The organism is Zhihengliuella sp. (assembly GCF_031178195.1).
Taxonomy (GTDB): Bacteria; Actinomycetota; Actinomycetes; order Actinomycetales; family Micrococcaceae; genus Zhihengliuella.
Map to the genome: position 1 here is coordinate 60688 of NZ_JAPSJL010000002.1, position 14944 is coordinate 75631.

Genomic DNA, 14944 nt, shown 5'->3' on the forward strand with positions numbered 1-14944 from the left:
CCGGTCAGAAGGAGCCGCCCCCACCGCCGAAGCCACCGCCGCCTCCTCCGAACCCGCCGCCTCCGCCGAAGCCACCGCCTCCACCGGAGAAGCCGCCGAAGCCGCCGCCGCCCCACATGCCGCCTCCGCTGTGGCCCCCTCCGTGGTGGCCGTCGTGCATCATGTCCGAGAGGATGCCGCCCAGAAGGACTCCTCCGAGCATCCCCATGCCGTCGCCGCGCCCGCCCCGGCGGTAGCCGCCGCGTCCCATCGGTCCCTGTCCGAACGGGTCGAAGCCGGCGACATCGTCCTGGGCCACGGCCGAGGCCTGCTCGGCGAGGCTCAGGGCCCGGTTGGCGTGGTTCAGGGCGGTCGCCGGGTCGGCCCCGCGGAGGCGGATCGCCTCGTCGAGGTGCCGCTCGGCCTCGGCCAGACGGGTTCGCGCCGTGGCACCGACGCCGCCGCGCCGCGCTCCGACGAACTCCGAGGCGCCGCGCAGGCGCAGCTGCGCAGAGTAGATCGCCGACTGCACCTGTTCCGCGGCGCGGGCCTGCTGCTCCTGTTGCGAGCGAAGTCCCGCCAGCGGCGCGTCGAGCTCGGTGCGGGCCTCCTCGAGTCGGCGCAGCAGTGCCACGGGGTCGTGACGTCCGCCGTCGATGCTGTCCTGCACCTGCCGGAGGACGTGCTCGACGGCGGCGGTCGCCGCGGCCAGCTCGGGAGCCTGCCGCGCCTGGGCGAGGGAGCGGACCTGTGCCAGGTCCCGTTCGGTGGCCCCGAGGGCCTCACGGAGCGTCGCGGACGCCTTGTCGAGCTCCGGCTCCGTGGCCTCGACGGCGTCCAGGAGCTCCCCAGCCTGACCGAGGGCCTCCTCGGCCGCGTGGAGCGGCAGTGCCGCGCCGCCGCTGCTCGCGGCGATCTGCTGCTCGGCCTCCGCCAGCTGCTCGGAGGCGAAGTCCAGACGGGCGACCGCCTGCTCGTCGTTGTCGGCCACAGCGGCCAGGGCTTCCTCGCTGTACCGGCGGGAGACTCGTTCGAAGACCGCCGCGACGGGGCCGAGCCGTACCCGCGTGCGCTGCTCGACGGACTGGAGCCGCACGAGCTCCTCGGGAGCGCGCCGCTCCAGCTGGCGCAGTTCCTCGAACTCCGCGCGGTGCGACTCCAGCGTCGCGTCCACCGTCATGCAGAGGCGCTGGATCTCCCGCAGCCACGCCGACTGCTCCTCGGGTGTGTCGGGGACGTGGTCGTCGAGCCTCTGTTGGAGCTCGAACGCCCGGGAGACCTGCTGCTTGGCGGTGGAGAGATCTGCCTCGAACTGCTCGATGGCACCGTCACCGTACTGGGCCCGGGCGAACTCGACGTCTTGCCGGCTGGACCGCACGGCGTCGTCCGCCGCGACGAGCAGGCCGCCGACGGTCCGGCGCTGCCGCTCGATCTCCTCCGCGGACAGCACCGGGTCCTCGGGGTGCCCGGCCGCTGCGCCCTCGGAGGAGCCGTGACCTCCGTTCTCCGGACCGGCGTGACGGCGCTTGCGCCGCTGCAGGAACCAGACGCCGCCGGCCACGGCGGCACCGGCCGGCACGAGCCAGAGCAGACCGGAGCCGCCGCCGTCGCTCCGGCCGCCATCGCCGCCATCGAGGTCGGCGGAGGCGATGCCGTCGGCTGCGGCCTCCGCCGCGGCCCGCAGGGCGCCGGAATCGAGACTGCCGCTGCTCAGCTCCGGGACGATCCGCTCCTCCCAGATCCGCTGGGTGTCGTCCGAGAGCCCGGAACCCTGGTGCGCGAGGAACCTGCCGTAGCGCAGCTCCGGATCGATCGCGAGCACCGCGTCGCTGGGGCCGAGGCCCGAGGTGAACTCGTCGAGGGCCGCGTCGAACTCGTCCGTGGAGGACAGGCCGGTCGTGAAGCGCACGTGCAGCTCGATCCCGGTCTGCCCGCGGACCTCCGCGACCGCGGTCTCGACGGCGCGGGCATCCGCCTCGGACAGCAGCCCGGCGGGGTCCTGGAGCCCGGCCGACGCCGGGGCGGCGACCGCGGCCGTGACCGGCTGGGATATCCCGCGGGACAGCCCCTGGTGCTGGAGATTGTCCGCCGCGGCCGGGACGCCGGCCGTCACGGCCAGGACGAGCCCGGCGCCGAGCGCCGCACCGCGGGCGACGCGGAGCGCCCGCCCCGCCTGCGGGCCGCGACGCCCGATGGGCGCGGAGCGGTGCCCGCCGTGGACTGGCGGATCGAACCGGTCGGGAGTGGGCGGGAGGTCGGCGGACTGCAGCATTCGATGCCCTTCGTGGCGGACCGGCCGTCCACCGCACCGGGGTGCGGCGACGTCGGCCCATGCCGTGGATCACGTATGGCCTACCGCGATTGTATGGCCTGTTCCGGACCCTGTCTGCCATCGCGCCGCGTCAGGGGAGACGATGCGGGAACGGGGGCCCGGGCCTTCGAGGGCACGGGTGTTCGCGTGGAGCGAAGACTCAGGAAATGCATAGGCATGGCTGGCGGGGAACACAGGGCCGGCGGGCATAGTTGAGACCGATGGACCGACGAAAGGACAACACCGCCATGAGCGACCGCCACGGCACGGATCCGAGGGACGAGCGTCCCGGCCACGACGGCGCGGGCCTGCCACCGCGCCCGGAGACGCCTCCGCAGTCGCCGGCGCCGGAGCGCCGCGAGCAGCCGACCGCGCCGTTGTTCGGCACCCGCGCCGCCGAGCAGGCCGAGCAGGGCGAGCAGGGGCCGGCCGGATCCCGCGCGTCGGATCCGGGCCATCGCGACGACGCTGCCGAGGGCGACCGCACGCCTCAGGATGGCCGGACGCCTCAGGATGGCCGCACGGGGCCCGCGGGCCGCCCGACCCACGCCGCTGCGCCATACGGACCGTACGGCGCGTACGGCCGCCCGGACGACTCCGAGCCCGCCTTCTACGGCATGGCCCCGGCGACGCCGACGCCGCGCCGGCGGCGATTCGGCACCGGTGCCCTCGTGGGCGGCATGGTGCTCGCAGCCCTCATCGGCGGAGGCGCCGCCGTCGGCGCGGACTACCTGCTCGACGACGGCGGCGCGGCCCGGGTCGCTGCGGGCGGCGCGCAGGACTCCGTGGTCATCAACAATCCCGAGAACGTGACGGCCGTGACCGCGGCGGCTGCGAAGGCCGCCCCCAGCGTGGTCACCATCGAGGCCGCCTCCGACCAGGGCTCGGGCTCCGGCTCCGGCATCATCCTGGACGACGAGGGCCACATCCTCACCAACACCCACGTGGTCACGATGGGCGGTGCCACGGCGGAGCCCGTCCTGACCGTCCAGACCGCCGACGGCCGGGTCCTGCCCGCGCAGATCGTCGGACTGGACCCGCTGTCCGACCTCGCCGTGATCAAGGTCGAGGCGGAGAACCTGACCCCGGCCGAACTGGGCTCCTCGGGCGAGCTGAACGTCGGCGACGCAGCGGTTGCCATCGGTGCCCCGCTGGGCCTGAGCGGCACCGTGACGGACGGCATCGTGTCCAAGCTGAACCGCACCATCAGCGTCCAGTCGTCGGCCGTTCCGGAGGCCCCCACGGAGGGCGAGGGGCGGCCGGACGAGCAGTTCAAGTTCCCCGGGCAGGAGCAGTCCAGCGGTGCGGGGTCCATCTACATCAACGTCATCCAGACGGACGCCGCCATCAATCACGGCAACTCCGGTGGCGCGCTGGTGGACGTCAACGGGAACATCATCGGCGTCAACGTGGCCATCGCCTCCGGTGGGGAAGGCGCCTCGGCCGAGCAGGGCGGGAACATCGGCGTCGGGTTCGCCATCCCGATCGACTACGCCCAGCGCATCGCTAACGACCTGATCGAGCACGGAGAGGCCAGTCACGGCCTGCTCGGTGTCAGTGTCCAGCCGCAGCCGGCGCTGAGTGGCGAGCAGCCGACGTCGTTCTCCACCGGTGCGATCGTCCGTGAGGTCGTCCCCGACTCGCCGGCGGCGAAGGCAGGCCTCGAGGTCGGCGACGTCATCACCGGCGTCGACGACCGGCGCGTGGACGACAGCCTCTCGCTGACCGCCGTGGTCCGCGAGTACGCGGCCGGCAGCACGGCGGAGGTGAAATTCATCCGCGGCGGTGAGGAGCAGACCGCCGAGGTGACGGTGGGGCAGTCCACCGGCTCCTGACGCGGCGACGAGTATGCGGCGCGGGCCGCGGGCCGGACGGCGCCCGCGGCCCGCGCCACGACGGTTAACACGGCGCCGCATTCGGTAACAGCGCGCCGCATCCGTTCACAGGGCCGCCGCCTGGGGTCACGCGCCCCACCATCGGTTAACCGGCGTTAACCCGCTGCCCGAGGGGCGGGTTAGCATGGTGGCGAACCCGGCGGATCCGTGATTCCGCGGGCGACCAACCGACCGAAAGGCAGACATGAGCGACGCAACGCCGCTGAACGTCCTAGTGCTGGTGAAGTACGTCCCGGACGCGCAGTTCGACCGGCGCCTGGACCCGGGCACGCACCGGGTGGAGCGCACCGACAGCATCCTCTCCGAACTCGACGAGTACGCGGTGGAGGCGGCACTGCAGCTGGTCGAGGCCCACGGCGGCGTCAAGGCCGGCCACCGAGTCACGGTCCTCACCATGGGCCCCGACGGCGCCGGCAGCGCCATCAAGAAGACCCTGCAGATGGGCGCCACCGAGGGGGTGCACCTCTGCGACGACGCGCTCGCCGGGTCCGACGCCGCCGCCACGTCGCTCGCACTCGCCGCCGCCGTCCGCCACCTCGGCGGATTCGATCTGATCCTCACCGGCATGGCCTCCACCGACGCCGAGACCTCGCTGGTCCCGTCCCAGCTCGCCGAGCGTCTGGGCCTGCCCCAGCTGACGCTCGTCTCGGAGATCGCCCTCGAGGGCCGCGAGGTCACCGCCCGCCGCGACGGGGACACCCGCACCCAGCGACTCCGCGCACCGCTGCCCGCGCTCGTCTCCGTCACGGACCAGTTCGACGAGCCCCGGTACCCCAACTTCAAGGGCATCATCGGCGCCAAGAAGAAGAAGACCCACACCCTGACGCTGGCCGAGCTCGGGCTCAGCGCGGAGGAGGTCGGCGCGACCGGCTCGTGGACCGAGGTGGTCTCCAGCGCGGCCCGTCCGGCGCGCACCGCCGGCACCGTCATCACCGACCAGGGGGACGCCGGAGCCAGGCTCGCCGACTTCCTGGCCGACCAGAAGCTGCTCTAGGACACCGAGGGAGACAACATGAGCACCACACTCGTCTATCTGGATTCGCCCTCGCTCGCGCAGGGCTCCGAGCCGGGCAAGGCAGACCGGGAGCTGCTCGCGATCGCGGCGTCGCGCGGCGACGTCGTCGTCGCCGTTCCCGCCGAGCTCCCGGAGGCGGCCACCGCCGCCCTCGGAGCCTACGGGGCCACCGCCGTCGTCGTGCCCGACGCCCCGCTGGAGGACCAGCTCGTCGCGCCGCACGCGGCCTTCGTCGCCGCCGCGGCGCAGGACGCCGGCGCCGACCTCGTCCTGCTGTCCAACACGGGGGAGGGGCGTGAGATCGCCGCGCGCGCCGGCATCCGCCTCAGCGCAGGCGTGGTGACCGACGTGGTCGCCGTCGGTCCCGACAAGACCTTCACCAAGTCCGTCCTCGCCGGCGCCTACACCGCGGAGTCCCGGGCGACCACGGGGATCGCGGTCGCGACCGTCAAGCCCAACAGCGTCGAGCCGGCCGAGAGGGGCTCCGGCACCGCCGGCCTGCGCGCCATCTCCGTCCCGCAGGCCGGACCGGCGGCGCGCATCGAGTCCACCGAGGAGAAGCCGCTCTCCGGACGTCCCTCGCTCGACGACGCCCGGATCGTCGTCGCCGGCGGCCGCGGCGTCGAAGGTGACTTCGCCGCCGTGGAGCAGCTCGCCGACGTCCTCGGCGCCGCCGTGGCCGCATCCCGCGCCGCGACCGATGCCGGTTGGATCGAGCACAGCTACCAGGTCGGGCAGACGGGCAAGACCGTCTCCCCGCAGCTCTACATCGCGGCGGGCATCTCCGGCGCCGTCCAGCACAAGGCGGGCATGCAGACCGCGCAGACGATCGTGGCGATCAACTCCGATCCCGACGCCCCGATCTTCGAGATCGCCGACTTCGGCATCGTCGGCGACCTGGGCGAGATCCTCCCGCAGGCGGCGGCGGAGATCCAGCGGCGCCGGGCGTGAGTAGAGGCGCGGCGTTCGAACCGGAGCGCGAGCGGGTCGAACGCGTGCTCGCCTTCGCGGCGCACCCGGACGACCTCGACTTCGGGGCCGCCGGGACGGTCGCGGCCTGGACCGCGGCCGGGGTGGACGTCCAGTACTGCCTGATGACCGACGGCGACGCGGGGGGCTTCGACCCCGCTGACCGCGACGGCATCGTCCAGCTGCGCCGGCAGGAGCAGCTCGACGCCGCCCGCCGCGTGGGCGTGGAGCACGTGCACTTCCTCGGGCACCGGGACGGGTTCCTGCAGCCGGACCACACGGTCATGGAGCAGGTCGTCGCGCTGATCCGGCGGCTGCGGCCGGACGTCGTGCTCGCCATGCATCCGGAACGGGACTGGACCCGGCTCCAGCGATCCCACCCGGACCACCTGGCCTGCGGAGAGGCCGTGACCCGGGCCGTGTACCCGGCGGTGGAGAATCCCTTCGCCTACCCGGGTCTGCAGGCCGAGGGCCTCGAGGCATTCAGGCTGCGCTGGCTGTGGCTCTACGCGGGGCCGGCGGAGCGGGAGAACCACCGGGTGGATATCACGGAGCACGTCGATACCAAGCTGGAGGCGCTCCGCCAGCACCTCAGCCAGCACCCCGACGTCGGGCGCATGGAGGAGTATGTGCGGCGCCAGCTCGCCGCGAAGGCCGCCGACGCGGGTCTGCCCGCCGGCCGATTCGCGGAGGCCTTCCACGTCGTCGCCGTCAACGCGGACGACACGATCGCCGGCTTCTGAACCCGCTGCGGCGGGTTCGGAAGCCGGCGATCGGCCGCGCTGGAGGGGCTGCGCCTACTCGACCGGGGGCACGTCGATCGACACAAGCGGCTCGCTGGACGGCCGGTCCGTCCCGCCGACCTGCTCGAGCGTGACCGTGACCGTCGCGACGTCCTTCAGGCCGGTGAAACCGACGGCCCCGCTGCCCGTCCCGGGCTCGAAGGGGTCGAGCGGGCTGTGCGTCCCGGTCCGGCCCTCGACGACCCAGGCCTGATAGGCCATGCCGCCCTCCGGCGTCGGCATCCCGGCGATCTCGACGAAGCCGGCGTTCTCGTCGGGGGAGACGACGACGCTGGCCGACCCGCCGCCGTCGTACTCGACGCTCACGGGCGGCCGGGCGTCGGAGGCGGCGCGGACGTCCGCGACGACATCGCGGGGGGACAGGGCCAGGAACGCGGCGACCACGCCGGCGAGGACGACCGCCACGGCGACGACGAGCAGCATCCGCTTCGTCGCCCGGTTGTCGCGACGCTCCGGCCTGGACGTGGCGACCTCGTCGACGAGGGAGAGACCGAGGTCGCGCTCGGGGTGGTCGTCCGACGGGGCCGGCTCGGGATCCGCGGCATCGTGCCCGACCTCGTGGCGTCCGGCGTGGCGCGATTCGGGGTCCCGACCTGCGGACCTCCGGCCCTCCGACCGCCGTGCCTCGGCGCGTTCGCCCATGATCTCCATCCGTTCCGTTCCACCCGACTCGCTTCGGGCCCGATGCGTTACCGACCCGTTACATTACACGCTACCCCGCGCACGTGCGTGAAGCGTGGGAGCGGGCCGGGTGCGGCGTGGCCGCCGTGCTGGCGCGGCCGAACGGGCCGACCGGGACGAGTCCGGGAGACACCGAGGTGTGCAGCCTCACCTCCGTGGGCCGGCGCCGGCGAATCCGTGCTGCTTCCAGGCCTCGAAGACCGCGATCGAGGCCGTATTGGCGAGATTCATGGAGCGGCGCGAGGGCAGCATCGGCAGCTTGATGCGGTCGGTGACGCGCGGGTCCTCCTTGACGTGGGCGGGCAGTCCGACGGACTCCGGCCCGAACATCAGCACGTCGCCCGCGGCGTACTCGACGTCCGAGTACAGCGTCTGCCCCTCGGCGGTGAACGCGAAGACCCGCGCGGGCAGTAGGGCCTCGAAGGCGGCCTCCAGCGACGGGTGCACCGTCACCAGGGCGAGGTCGTGGTAGTCGAGTCCGGCCCGGCGCAGCTTGGCGTCGTCGAAGTCGAAGCCCAGCGGCTCCACCAGGTGCAGCTCCGCCCCGGTGACGGCGGCGAGGCGGATGGCGTTCCCGGTGTTCCCCGGGATCTCGGGCGCGTAGAAGAGGATTTTGAACACCGGGACATCCTAGCGCCGGGGAGCACGGCGGTGCCGGCCGGCGGCTGTCAGTACATGCCGCCGATCAGGCGCGCGAGCAGTGGCACGTCCACGACGTTCGGCTCCGGTCCCGTGGCGAGGAACAGCTTCAGCTCGCGGACCAGGTTCGCGGCGTTGACCACGTGCATCGGCGCGGCCGCGGAGGAGGGCTCGGCGCCGCGCGCGTAGTCGATCACCGGCTCGTGGAGGTTGCCGTCCGGGGCGTGGATCACGGTCCAGCCCGTGACGTTGACCTCGGGCATCAGCAGGTCCTGCATGCGGCGCACGGCCGGCGCCAGCCGCGGCGGGGAGATGGGACGGCCGTTCTGCAGCAGGGTCTCCCCGTCCCAGCGGTACACGCCGCGCGGCAGCAGCATCGAGTCCACGAGGGCGAGGCGGTATCCGGCGAGGACCGCGTGATCGACGAATCCGCGGTCGGCGGGGGAGTGGAGCCCGTTGACCAGACGGGCCGACGGCAGCACCGAGAGCACCTGGTTGGACAGCAAGGACACAGTCCGGGCCTCGCGCTGGAGCCGGGACTGCCCGGTGAAGAGCCCGCGCTTGCGGGGTACGCCGTGCACGCGCTGCTCGGCGAGCGCCCGGCTCAGCACCGGGACGACGTCGTCGCGGTACGGGGGGACGTAGCGGGTGGGCTCCGTCGCGGTGCTCCGGCGGGCGGGTCCGGTCGGCGCCGTGGTCGTCGACGCCCGGTAGGAGGCGGCCTCGTCGTCGGAGGCACGCGTGTAGGCCGAGGAGCCGCCGTAGCTGCGGTCGTAGGCGGCGCGGGCGCGCTCGTCGGAGAGCGTCTCGTAGGCCAGCGAGACGAGGCGGAACTCGGACGGATCCCCGCCGTGGTCGGGATGGGTCCTCCGGGCGGCGCGCCGGTAGGCCGCCTTGATGTCCGTGGTGCTGGCGTCCCGGGGCACGCCGAGGATCTCGTAGTGCGTCCGCTGCTGGGGCACGCTCCGCCTCTCGTCGATTCCGGTCCGGCCGTGGGCCACCATCCTAACGAAGCCGCCCGCGCCGGCGGCCCGTCACGTGCGCGAGGCTAGCGGGGCCGCCGATCCGGAGCGGGGCGCCGGTACTCGAGGAAGAGTGCGTCGTCCTCGGTCAGAAGGTGGTGCAGGGCCATCCGGCGCAGGTCCGGCTCGGTCTCGCCGACGGCGATCCGTCGCGCCGGGCCGCCGGCGAGCCGCGGGTCGAGGGTGAGGCAGAGGCTGTCCACGGCGTCGCCGGCGACGAACGTGCCCAGCAGGTGAGGTCCACCCTCGCTGTGGATCACCCGGTGGCCGCACGCGGACAGGGCCCCGACGATGGCCGCCGCCGTCGTCCCGGGCTCGAGGACGACGACGTCGGCCGCGTCCTCGAGGCGTCGCCGACGGGCCTCGGGCGCCTCCGGGCCGGTCAGGATGAGCGGCCGCACCGGGCACTCGGCGAGGAACGGGCCGTCCGGTTCGAGGCCGAGGGAGCCGCTCACGACGGCGACGGCCGGGTGGGCGGTCAGACCCCGTGCCCGGCGCCAGTCCTGCGCGGGACCGTCGAGGAGCTCCCCGCCGTACCCCTCGGCGCGCACCGTGCCGGCTCCGACGAGGATGACGTCGGCGAACCGGCGCAGGAGCGCGAAGATCCGCTGGTCCGCCTCGTTGCCGAGCTCGCCGGAGGTGCCGCCGTGCGTCGCCGCGCCGTCGAGTGTGGAGACGAAGTTGAACCGCACGAACGGGTCGGCCGCGTCCGGGGGCGCGTATGCCTCCAGCAGATCGGCGTCCGTCATGGACTGGTGGACTGGGAGCATCAGTGCCTCGTCTCCTGGGCTCGTGGGGTTCCTCCGGCGGCCGGAGCGCTGCCGGACGGGTGGTCGTCGGGCGCGGGCGCGTTGGCCTCGCCCATGTTGTGCCGCAGGTACGCCGGCTCCCGCCAGCCCATGGCCGCCTCGAGCAGCCGCATCGCCTGCACCGACTCCTCGACGTTGTGCATCCGGACGATCCGGGCACCGTTCATCGCGCACATCGCCGCCGCAGCCAGCGATCCGGCCGTCCGGCCCCGCTTGGGCAGGCCGAGCGATTCACCAATGAAGTCCTTGTTGGACACAGCCGCCAGGGCGGGATAGCCCAGTCCGGCGACCTCCTCGAACCGCCGGGTGAGCTCCAACGTGTGGAGGGTGTTCTTGTTCAGGTCGTGCCCCGGGTCCACGATGAGCTGCCCCGGTGCCGCACCCGCCTCCAAGGCCGTGTCGATCCGCCGGCGCAGGAAGTCGAGCACGTCGGCCACGACGTCGTCGTACCGGGGGCGGGGGTACGCGGTGCGCGGGCGGGCCAGCGAGTGGGTCAGGACCAGGTGCACACCGGCGTCGGCGACGACCCGGGCGAGCTCCGGGTCGGCCAGGCCGGTCGTGTCGTTGACGGCGTCGGCCCCGGCCTCGATCGCGGCGGCCGCGACGGACGGCAGGAAGGTATCGGCCGAGATGATCACGTCCGACTGCGCCCGCACCTCCCGGATCACCGGGACGATGCGCTCCGCCTCCTCCGTGGCCGGAAGCGCCGGTCCGGGCGCGAAGGGGACGCCGCCGATGTCCACCCAGTCGGCGCCGGCCTCGACGGCGCGCAGGGCCGCGTCGACGGCGTCGCGCAGCCCGTAGGTCGATCCGCCGTCGTAGAAGCTGTCCGGGGTGCGGTTGACGATCGCCATGACCGCGATCCGTCGGGAGAAGTCCACCGTGCGGTGCCCGAACTCGTGCACCGGATGCAGCAACTGCGGTTCGAACATGCCCACGGTACGTCTCCTTGTCGTCACCCCATTCCTATCAGGCCCGCGGGCTCTGCCCCCGGCGCCCCGGACGCGCGGGTCGCCGGGCGACTTGTACGCTGGTGGACATGCCCATCACCTTCGCCGGTTCCGCCGCCGGCCGCTGGGTCGCGGAGTTCCGGGACGCCCAGGCCTCCGCGGTCCCCACCGTCGCCACCCAGGTCCCCTCCGGCCATCCCGCCGTGGCCCGCATCTTCCACCCGGCGAGGGACTTCGACGGCCGACCCGTGCGCTGGAGCACGGTCGCCCGGGCCCGGGGGACGGTCTTCCACCCGGGCGCGCAGTTCGCCGCGCTCGCCGGGATCGACGAGGCCGGCTACGCGCTCTGCGAGGACGCCTGGGAGGGCGACGCCCCGACGGCTCACGGCCTGCCCCAGCCGGACCTGTCGCACCTCGCCGCACTGCTGTCCGCGCACACCGGCACCCCGGACAGCCTCTACCTGGGGCTCTGGAACGGCTACGCCTTCGCCGCCGGCATCACCGCGGAGGACGGCGCCCGGATCGAGCTGACCGCCGCCGAGCAGGCCGACGTCCTCGAGCTGGACCCGTCCGGGTACCAGACCTACTGGATCTTCCGCGGGACTGCCTCCGATCTGGCCGAGCCGCTCTGGGCGCAGAACGACGCCGTCTCCGAACGTCAGGCGCCGGACCTCGCGTGGCCCGCGGACCGGTCCTGGTTCCTCTCCACGGAGCTGTACGAGGACTCCACGCTCCTCTCCGGCCCGGAGGAGCTGATCCGCGCCGTCGTAGAGCACTCCGGGCTGGAGGCGCTGCGGGTCGGCTGCGAGATCCGCCTGGACGCAGCGGGTGACGAAGTCAACCCGCCTCCCGCGGGGCCGCCGGAAGCGCCGGAGGCGTAGAATCGGGGGAGCGCAGAGCCGCCCGGCTCCGTTCCCCACCCCGCACCCGACCCGCTTCTGGAGACCGTGGATTCCATCCCTGCCCCCGCCCCGCCGGGACCGGTCTACCTCGACCACGCCGCGACGACGCCCATGGCACCGGCCGCGCTCGAGGCCATGACCGCCGAGCTCGCGCGCACCGGGAACCCCTCCTCCCTCCACGGCGCCGGGCGCCGTGCCCACCGTGTCGTCGAGGACGCACGCGAGGAACTGGCCGCGGCGGCGGGCTGCCACCCCACGGAGATCGTCCTCACGTCCGGCGGCACCGAGGCCGACAATCTGGCGCTCAAGGGCCTCTACTGGGCGCGCCGGGCCGAGGATCCCCGCCGGACCCGCATCCTCTGCCCGCTGATCGAGCACCACGCCGTGATCGACACGGTGGAGTGGCTCGAGACCCACGAGGGCGCCGACGTCTGCTGGGTCCCGGTGGACGGCCTCGGGCGGATCGACCTGGACCGGCTGCGCGCGGAGATCGCGGCCGCGCCGGAGCGGATCGCCGTCGTCACCGCCATGTGGGCCAACAACGAGGTCGGCACGGTCCAGCCCGTCCGCGACGTCGTCGCGCTCGCCGAACCGCACGGCATCCCGGTCCACTCGGACGCCGTGCAGGCCTTCGGGGCGCTGCCCGTCGACTTCGCCGAGGCCGGCCCCGCCACGATGGCCGTCAGCGCGCACAAGATCGGCGGCCCCGTCGGCATCGGAGCGCTCGTGGTCCGCCGCGACGCCACACTCACCGCCGTCCAGCACGGCGGGGGCCACGAGCGGGCCCTGCGCTCGGGCACCCTCAACGCCGCCGCGGCGGCGGGCTTCGCGGCGGCCGCGCGGGACGCCGTCGGACGCCTCCCCGCCGAGGCCGAGCGGCTCGCCCGGCTGCGGGACCGGCTGATCGACGGGGTGACGGCCGCCGTCCCGGAGGCGCAGCTGAGCGGACCCGCCGACCGCGGTCACACGGGGGAGCGGCTGCCGGCCAACGCGCACTTCACGTTCCCGGGATGCGAGGGCGACTCGCTCCTGTTCGTGCTGGACATGCTCGGCGTGCAGTCCTCCACCGGCTCAGCGTGCACGGCCGGCGTGCCGCGCCCGAGCCACGTCCTGCTCGCCATGGGCCTGACCGAGGAGCGGGCGCGCGGGGCGCAGCGGTTCACGCTGGGGCGCACGACGACGGCTGGCGACGTCGACGCACTGGTCGCGGCGATCGGCGAGGCCTCCGCCCGGGCCCGCCGGGCCGGGCTGGCGGCCCGGCAGAGCAGCATTCGGACAGCAGGAACGGGAGGAGCGGCATGAGGGTACTGGCAGCGATGAGCGGCGGCGTCGACTCCGCCGTGGCGGCGGCCCGGGCCGTGGACGCCGGGCACGACGTCGTCGGCGTCCACCTGGCGCTGTCCCGCATGCCCGGCACCCTGCGCACCGGCAGCCGCGGCTGCTGCACGGTGGAGGACTCCAACGACGCCTGGCGTGCCTGCGACAAGCTCGGCATCCCCTACTACGTGTGGGACTTCTCCGAGCGGTTCAAGGAGGACGTGGTCGACGACTTCATCGCGGAGTACGCGGCGGGCCGCACCCCCAACCCCTGCATGCGCTGCAACGAGCGGATCAAGTTCGCCGCCCTGCTGGAGAAGGCGCTCGCGCTCGGGTTCGACGCCGTCTGCACGGGCCACTACGCCAAGGTGGTCGAGCTCCCGGACGGTTCCCGGGAGTTGCACCGCGCTGCCGACTGGGCCAAGGACCAGTCCTACGTCCTGGGGGTCCTCACGCACGAGCAGCTCAAGCACTCGCTGTTCCCCCTCGCGGAGACCCCGTCGAAGGCCGAGGTCAGGGCCGAGGCGGCCGCGCGCGGCTTCACGGTGGCGAACAAGCCGGATAGCCACGACATCTGCTTCATCCCCGACGGGGACACCCGCGGCTGGCTCGCCGAGCGCATCGAGATGACCGAGGGGGAGATCGTCGACCACGAGGGGAACGACATCGGCACGCACCCCGGCGCGCATGCGTTCACCGTCGGCCAGCGGCGCGGCCTGAAGATCGGCCGGCCCGCCGCGGACGGCAAGCCGCGGTTCGTGCTGGAGATCCGGCCCAAGGAGAACAAGGTCGTCGTCGGCCCGCAGGACCTGCTGGAGGTTGACCGGCTGCGCGGCATCAGGATCAGCTGGGCGGGCCTGCCGCTGCCGGAGGCCGAGGCCGGCGAGGAGTTCGAGTGCATGGTGCAGGTCCGCGCCCACGCGGACCCGGTGCCGGCCCGTGCGTGGGTCACGACGGACACGGAGGAGGACGACGCCCTGGACGAGCTCGTCGTCGACCTCGAGGGCCCCCTGAAGGGCGTCGCTCCCGGTCAGACGATGGTGCTGTACCAGGGCACGCGCGTCCTCGGCCAGGCCACGATCAACTCGGCCCGGAGCCGGTCCTGGGATCCGTCGGCCGTCTCCTGACCGCGGCAGACCCGGGGCGACCGGCCAGAGGGCCGAGGCCTGCCGGGAACGCCGGTCAGGCGGAGGGGGCGCCCGGCTCGTCCACGACGCCCGTGAGCCGGGTGCCGACCTCCTCGTACTCGCAGCGCACGCACCCCGGTGCCGTCGGCGGAAGTTCCCGCGCCGGGTGGGAGGCGCAGTAGAGGAAGTCGAAGTCCGGCCACCACTTCTTGGGCCGGACCGCCTCCGTGAACCCGCAGACCGTGCACGTCAGGTGGAGCCAGACCGGCCGCTTGCCGGTGCGGTTCGCCTTCGACTGGGCCAGCCAGGCCGGCGGCTCCGCGATGAGCGCCCGGAGCTCTGCCTCGGAGAGCCGGGCGGGGATTCCGTGGCGCGCGGCCATCTCGAGGGGGATGTCCAGGGCGATGGCGGCGTCTCGGCGGGTCAGCATAGCTCGCCAGCGTAGCCGCACCGGGGGAGCCGCGCACCTCCGGGGGCGCGGGCGGATCGGGCGACCGATCGGCCCGGCGGTCCGCCGGCGTGTCC

14 protein-coding genes are annotated in these 14944 nt (G+C 73.8%); 7 read left to right on the plus strand and 7 right to left on the minus strand.

The genetic code is table 11. The annotated features are described in order from the left end of the window. Window positions 1–4 precede the first annotated feature (4 nt). Window positions 5–2251: a TPM domain-containing protein gene (locus RIN46_RS02965; RefSeq protein ID WP_309080061.1), complete on the minus strand. Its 2247-nt coding sequence runs from the start codon at window positions 2249–2251 to the stop codon at window positions 5–7. 287 nt (window positions 2252–2538) lie between these two features. On the opposite strand from RIN46_RS02965, the gene RIN46_RS02970 reads away from it, so the two are divergent. The 4 genes from RIN46_RS02970 to RIN46_RS02985 all read left to right on the plus strand — a co-directional run bounded on the left by RIN46_RS02970 (window position 2539) and on the right by RIN46_RS02985 (window position 6912). After that, complete coding sequence (locus RIN46_RS02970; RefSeq protein WP_309080060.1) at window positions 2539–4125, plus strand: trypsin-like peptidase domain-containing protein; 1587 nt, start codon at window positions 2539–2541, stop codon at window positions 4123–4125. Between the two features lie 244 nt (window positions 4126–4369). Next, window positions 4370–5179: an electron transfer flavoprotein subunit beta/FixA family protein gene (locus tag RIN46_RS02975; protein ID WP_309080059.1), complete on the plus strand. Its 810-nt coding sequence runs from the start codon at window positions 4370–4372 to the stop codon at window positions 5177–5179. Window positions 5180–5197: 18 nt separating this feature from the next. Continuing rightward, window positions 5198–6151: an electron transfer flavoprotein subunit alpha/FixB family protein gene (locus RIN46_RS02980; RefSeq protein ID WP_309080058.1), complete on the plus strand. Its 954-nt coding sequence runs from the start codon at window positions 5198–5200 to the stop codon at window positions 6149–6151. Beyond that, a complete protein-coding gene (locus RIN46_RS02985; protein WP_309080057.1) occupies window positions 6148–6912 on the plus strand; it encodes a PIG-L deacetylase family protein in 765 nt (254 codons plus the stop codon). Before RIN46_RS02980 ends, RIN46_RS02985 begins: the two co-directional genes overlap by 4 nt. Window positions 6913–6966: 54 nt before the next feature. On the opposite strand, the gene RIN46_RS02990 is transcribed toward RIN46_RS02985, so the two are convergent. The 5 genes from RIN46_RS02990 to folP form a co-directional block, all read right to left on the minus strand. Then, on the minus strand, window positions 6967–7614 hold the full coding sequence (locus RIN46_RS02990) for an anti-sigma factor (protein WP_309080056.1): 648 nt from the start codon (window positions 7612–7614) through the stop codon (window positions 6967–6969). A 186-nt stretch (window positions 7615–7800) separates the two neighbouring features. Beyond that, entirely contained in the window at window positions 7801–8274 is a 474-nt protein-coding gene (locus RIN46_RS02995; RefSeq protein ID WP_309080055.1) for a tRNA (cytidine(34)-2'-O)-methyltransferase, read from the minus strand. A 47-nt stretch (window positions 8275–8321) separates the two neighbouring features. Continuing rightward, window positions 8322–9296: a J domain-containing protein gene (locus tag RIN46_RS03000; RefSeq protein WP_309080054.1), complete on the minus strand. Its 975-nt coding sequence runs from the start codon at window positions 9294–9296 to the stop codon at window positions 8322–8324. A 44-nt stretch (window positions 9297–9340) separates the two neighbouring features. Then, the gene (locus tag RIN46_RS03005) at window positions 9341–10084 is read right to left on the minus strand and encodes a pyrimidine reductase family protein (protein ID WP_309080053.1); all 744 of its coding nucleotides are present in this window, start codon (window positions 10082–10084) and stop codon (window positions 9341–9343) included. Continuing rightward, window positions 10084–11055, minus strand: coding sequence for a dihydropteroate synthase (gene folP, locus RIN46_RS03010; RefSeq protein ID WP_309080129.1), 972 nt, complete (start codon window positions 11053–11055; stop codon window positions 10084–10086). The genes RIN46_RS03005 and folP overlap by 1 nt, the downstream gene beginning before the upstream one ends. 107 nt (window positions 11056–11162) lie before the next feature. On the opposite strand from folP, the gene RIN46_RS03015 reads away from it, so the two are divergent. From RIN46_RS03015 to mnmA, 3 genes are all read left to right on the plus strand, one after another. Next, window positions 11163–11954 carry a hypothetical protein gene (locus tag RIN46_RS03015; protein WP_309080052.1) on the plus strand — a complete coding sequence of 264 codons (792 nt, stop codon included), beginning with the start codon at window positions 11163–11165 and terminating at the stop codon, window positions 11952–11954. A gap of 132 nt (window positions 11955–12086) precedes the next feature. Beyond that, window positions 12087–13277, plus strand: coding sequence for a cysteine desulfurase family protein (locus tag RIN46_RS03020; RefSeq protein ID WP_375141837.1), 1191 nt, complete (start codon window positions 12087–12089; stop codon window positions 13275–13277). Beyond that, window positions 13274–14419, plus strand: a complete 1146-nt coding sequence (mnmA, locus tag RIN46_RS03025) for a tRNA 2-thiouridine(34) synthase MnmA (RefSeq protein ID WP_309080050.1) — start codon at window positions 13274–13276, stop codon at window positions 14417–14419. Before RIN46_RS03020 ends, mnmA begins: the two co-directional genes overlap by 4 nt. A gap of 55 nt (window positions 14420–14474) precedes the next feature. Here mnmA and RIN46_RS03030 read toward each other — a convergent pair whose 3' ends face one another. Then, entirely contained in the window at window positions 14475–14849 is a 375-nt protein-coding gene (locus RIN46_RS03030; RefSeq protein ID WP_309080049.1) for a hypothetical protein, read from the minus strand. Window positions 14850–14944: the final 95 nt, after the last annotated feature.

Excerpts from the sequence above, each read along its gene's own strand:
- RIN46_RS02965 (WP_309080061.1), bottom strand. The coding sequence starts at position 2,251 with ATGCTGCAGTCCGCCGACCTCCCGCCCACTCCCGACCGGTTCGATCCG.
- RIN46_RS02970 (WP_309080060.1), top strand. The coding sequence starts at position 2,539 with ATGAGCGACCGCCACGGCACGGATCCGAGGGACGAGCGTCCCGGCCAC.
- RIN46_RS02975 (WP_309080059.1), top strand. The coding sequence starts at position 4,370 with ATGAGCGACGCAACGCCGCTGAACGTCCTAGTGCTGGTGAAGTACGTC.
- RIN46_RS02980 (WP_309080058.1), top strand. The coding sequence starts at position 5,198 with ATGAGCACCACACTCGTCTATCTGGATTCGCCCTCGCTCGCGCAGGGC.
- RIN46_RS02990 (WP_309080056.1), bottom strand. The coding sequence starts at position 7,614 with ATGGGCGAACGCGCCGAGGCACGGCGGTCGGAGGGCCGGAGGTCCGCA.
- RIN46_RS03000 (WP_309080054.1), bottom strand. The coding sequence starts at position 9,296 with ATGGTGGCCCACGGCCGGACCGGAATCGACGAGAGGCGGAGCGTGCCC.
- RIN46_RS03005 (WP_309080053.1), bottom strand. The coding sequence starts at position 10,084 with ATGCTCCCAGTCCACCAGTCCATGACGGACGCCGATCTGCTGGAGGCA.
- folP (WP_309080129.1), bottom strand. The coding sequence starts at position 11,055 with ATGTTCGAACCGCAGTTGCTGCATCCGGTGCACGAGTTCGGGCACCGC.
- RIN46_RS03015 (WP_309080052.1), top strand. The coding sequence starts at position 11,163 with ATGCCCATCACCTTCGCCGGTTCCGCCGCCGGCCGCTGGGTCGCGGAG.
- RIN46_RS03020 (WP_375141837.1), top strand. The coding sequence starts at position 12,087 with ATGGCACCGGCCGCGCTCGAGGCCATGACCGCCGAGCTCGCGCGCACC.
- mnmA (WP_309080050.1), top strand. The coding sequence starts at position 13,274 with ATGAGGGTACTGGCAGCGATGAGCGGCGGCGTCGACTCCGCCGTGGCG.
- RIN46_RS03030 (WP_309080049.1), bottom strand. The coding sequence starts at position 14,849 with ATGCTGACCCGCCGAGACGCCGCCATCGCCCTGGACATCCCCCTCGAG.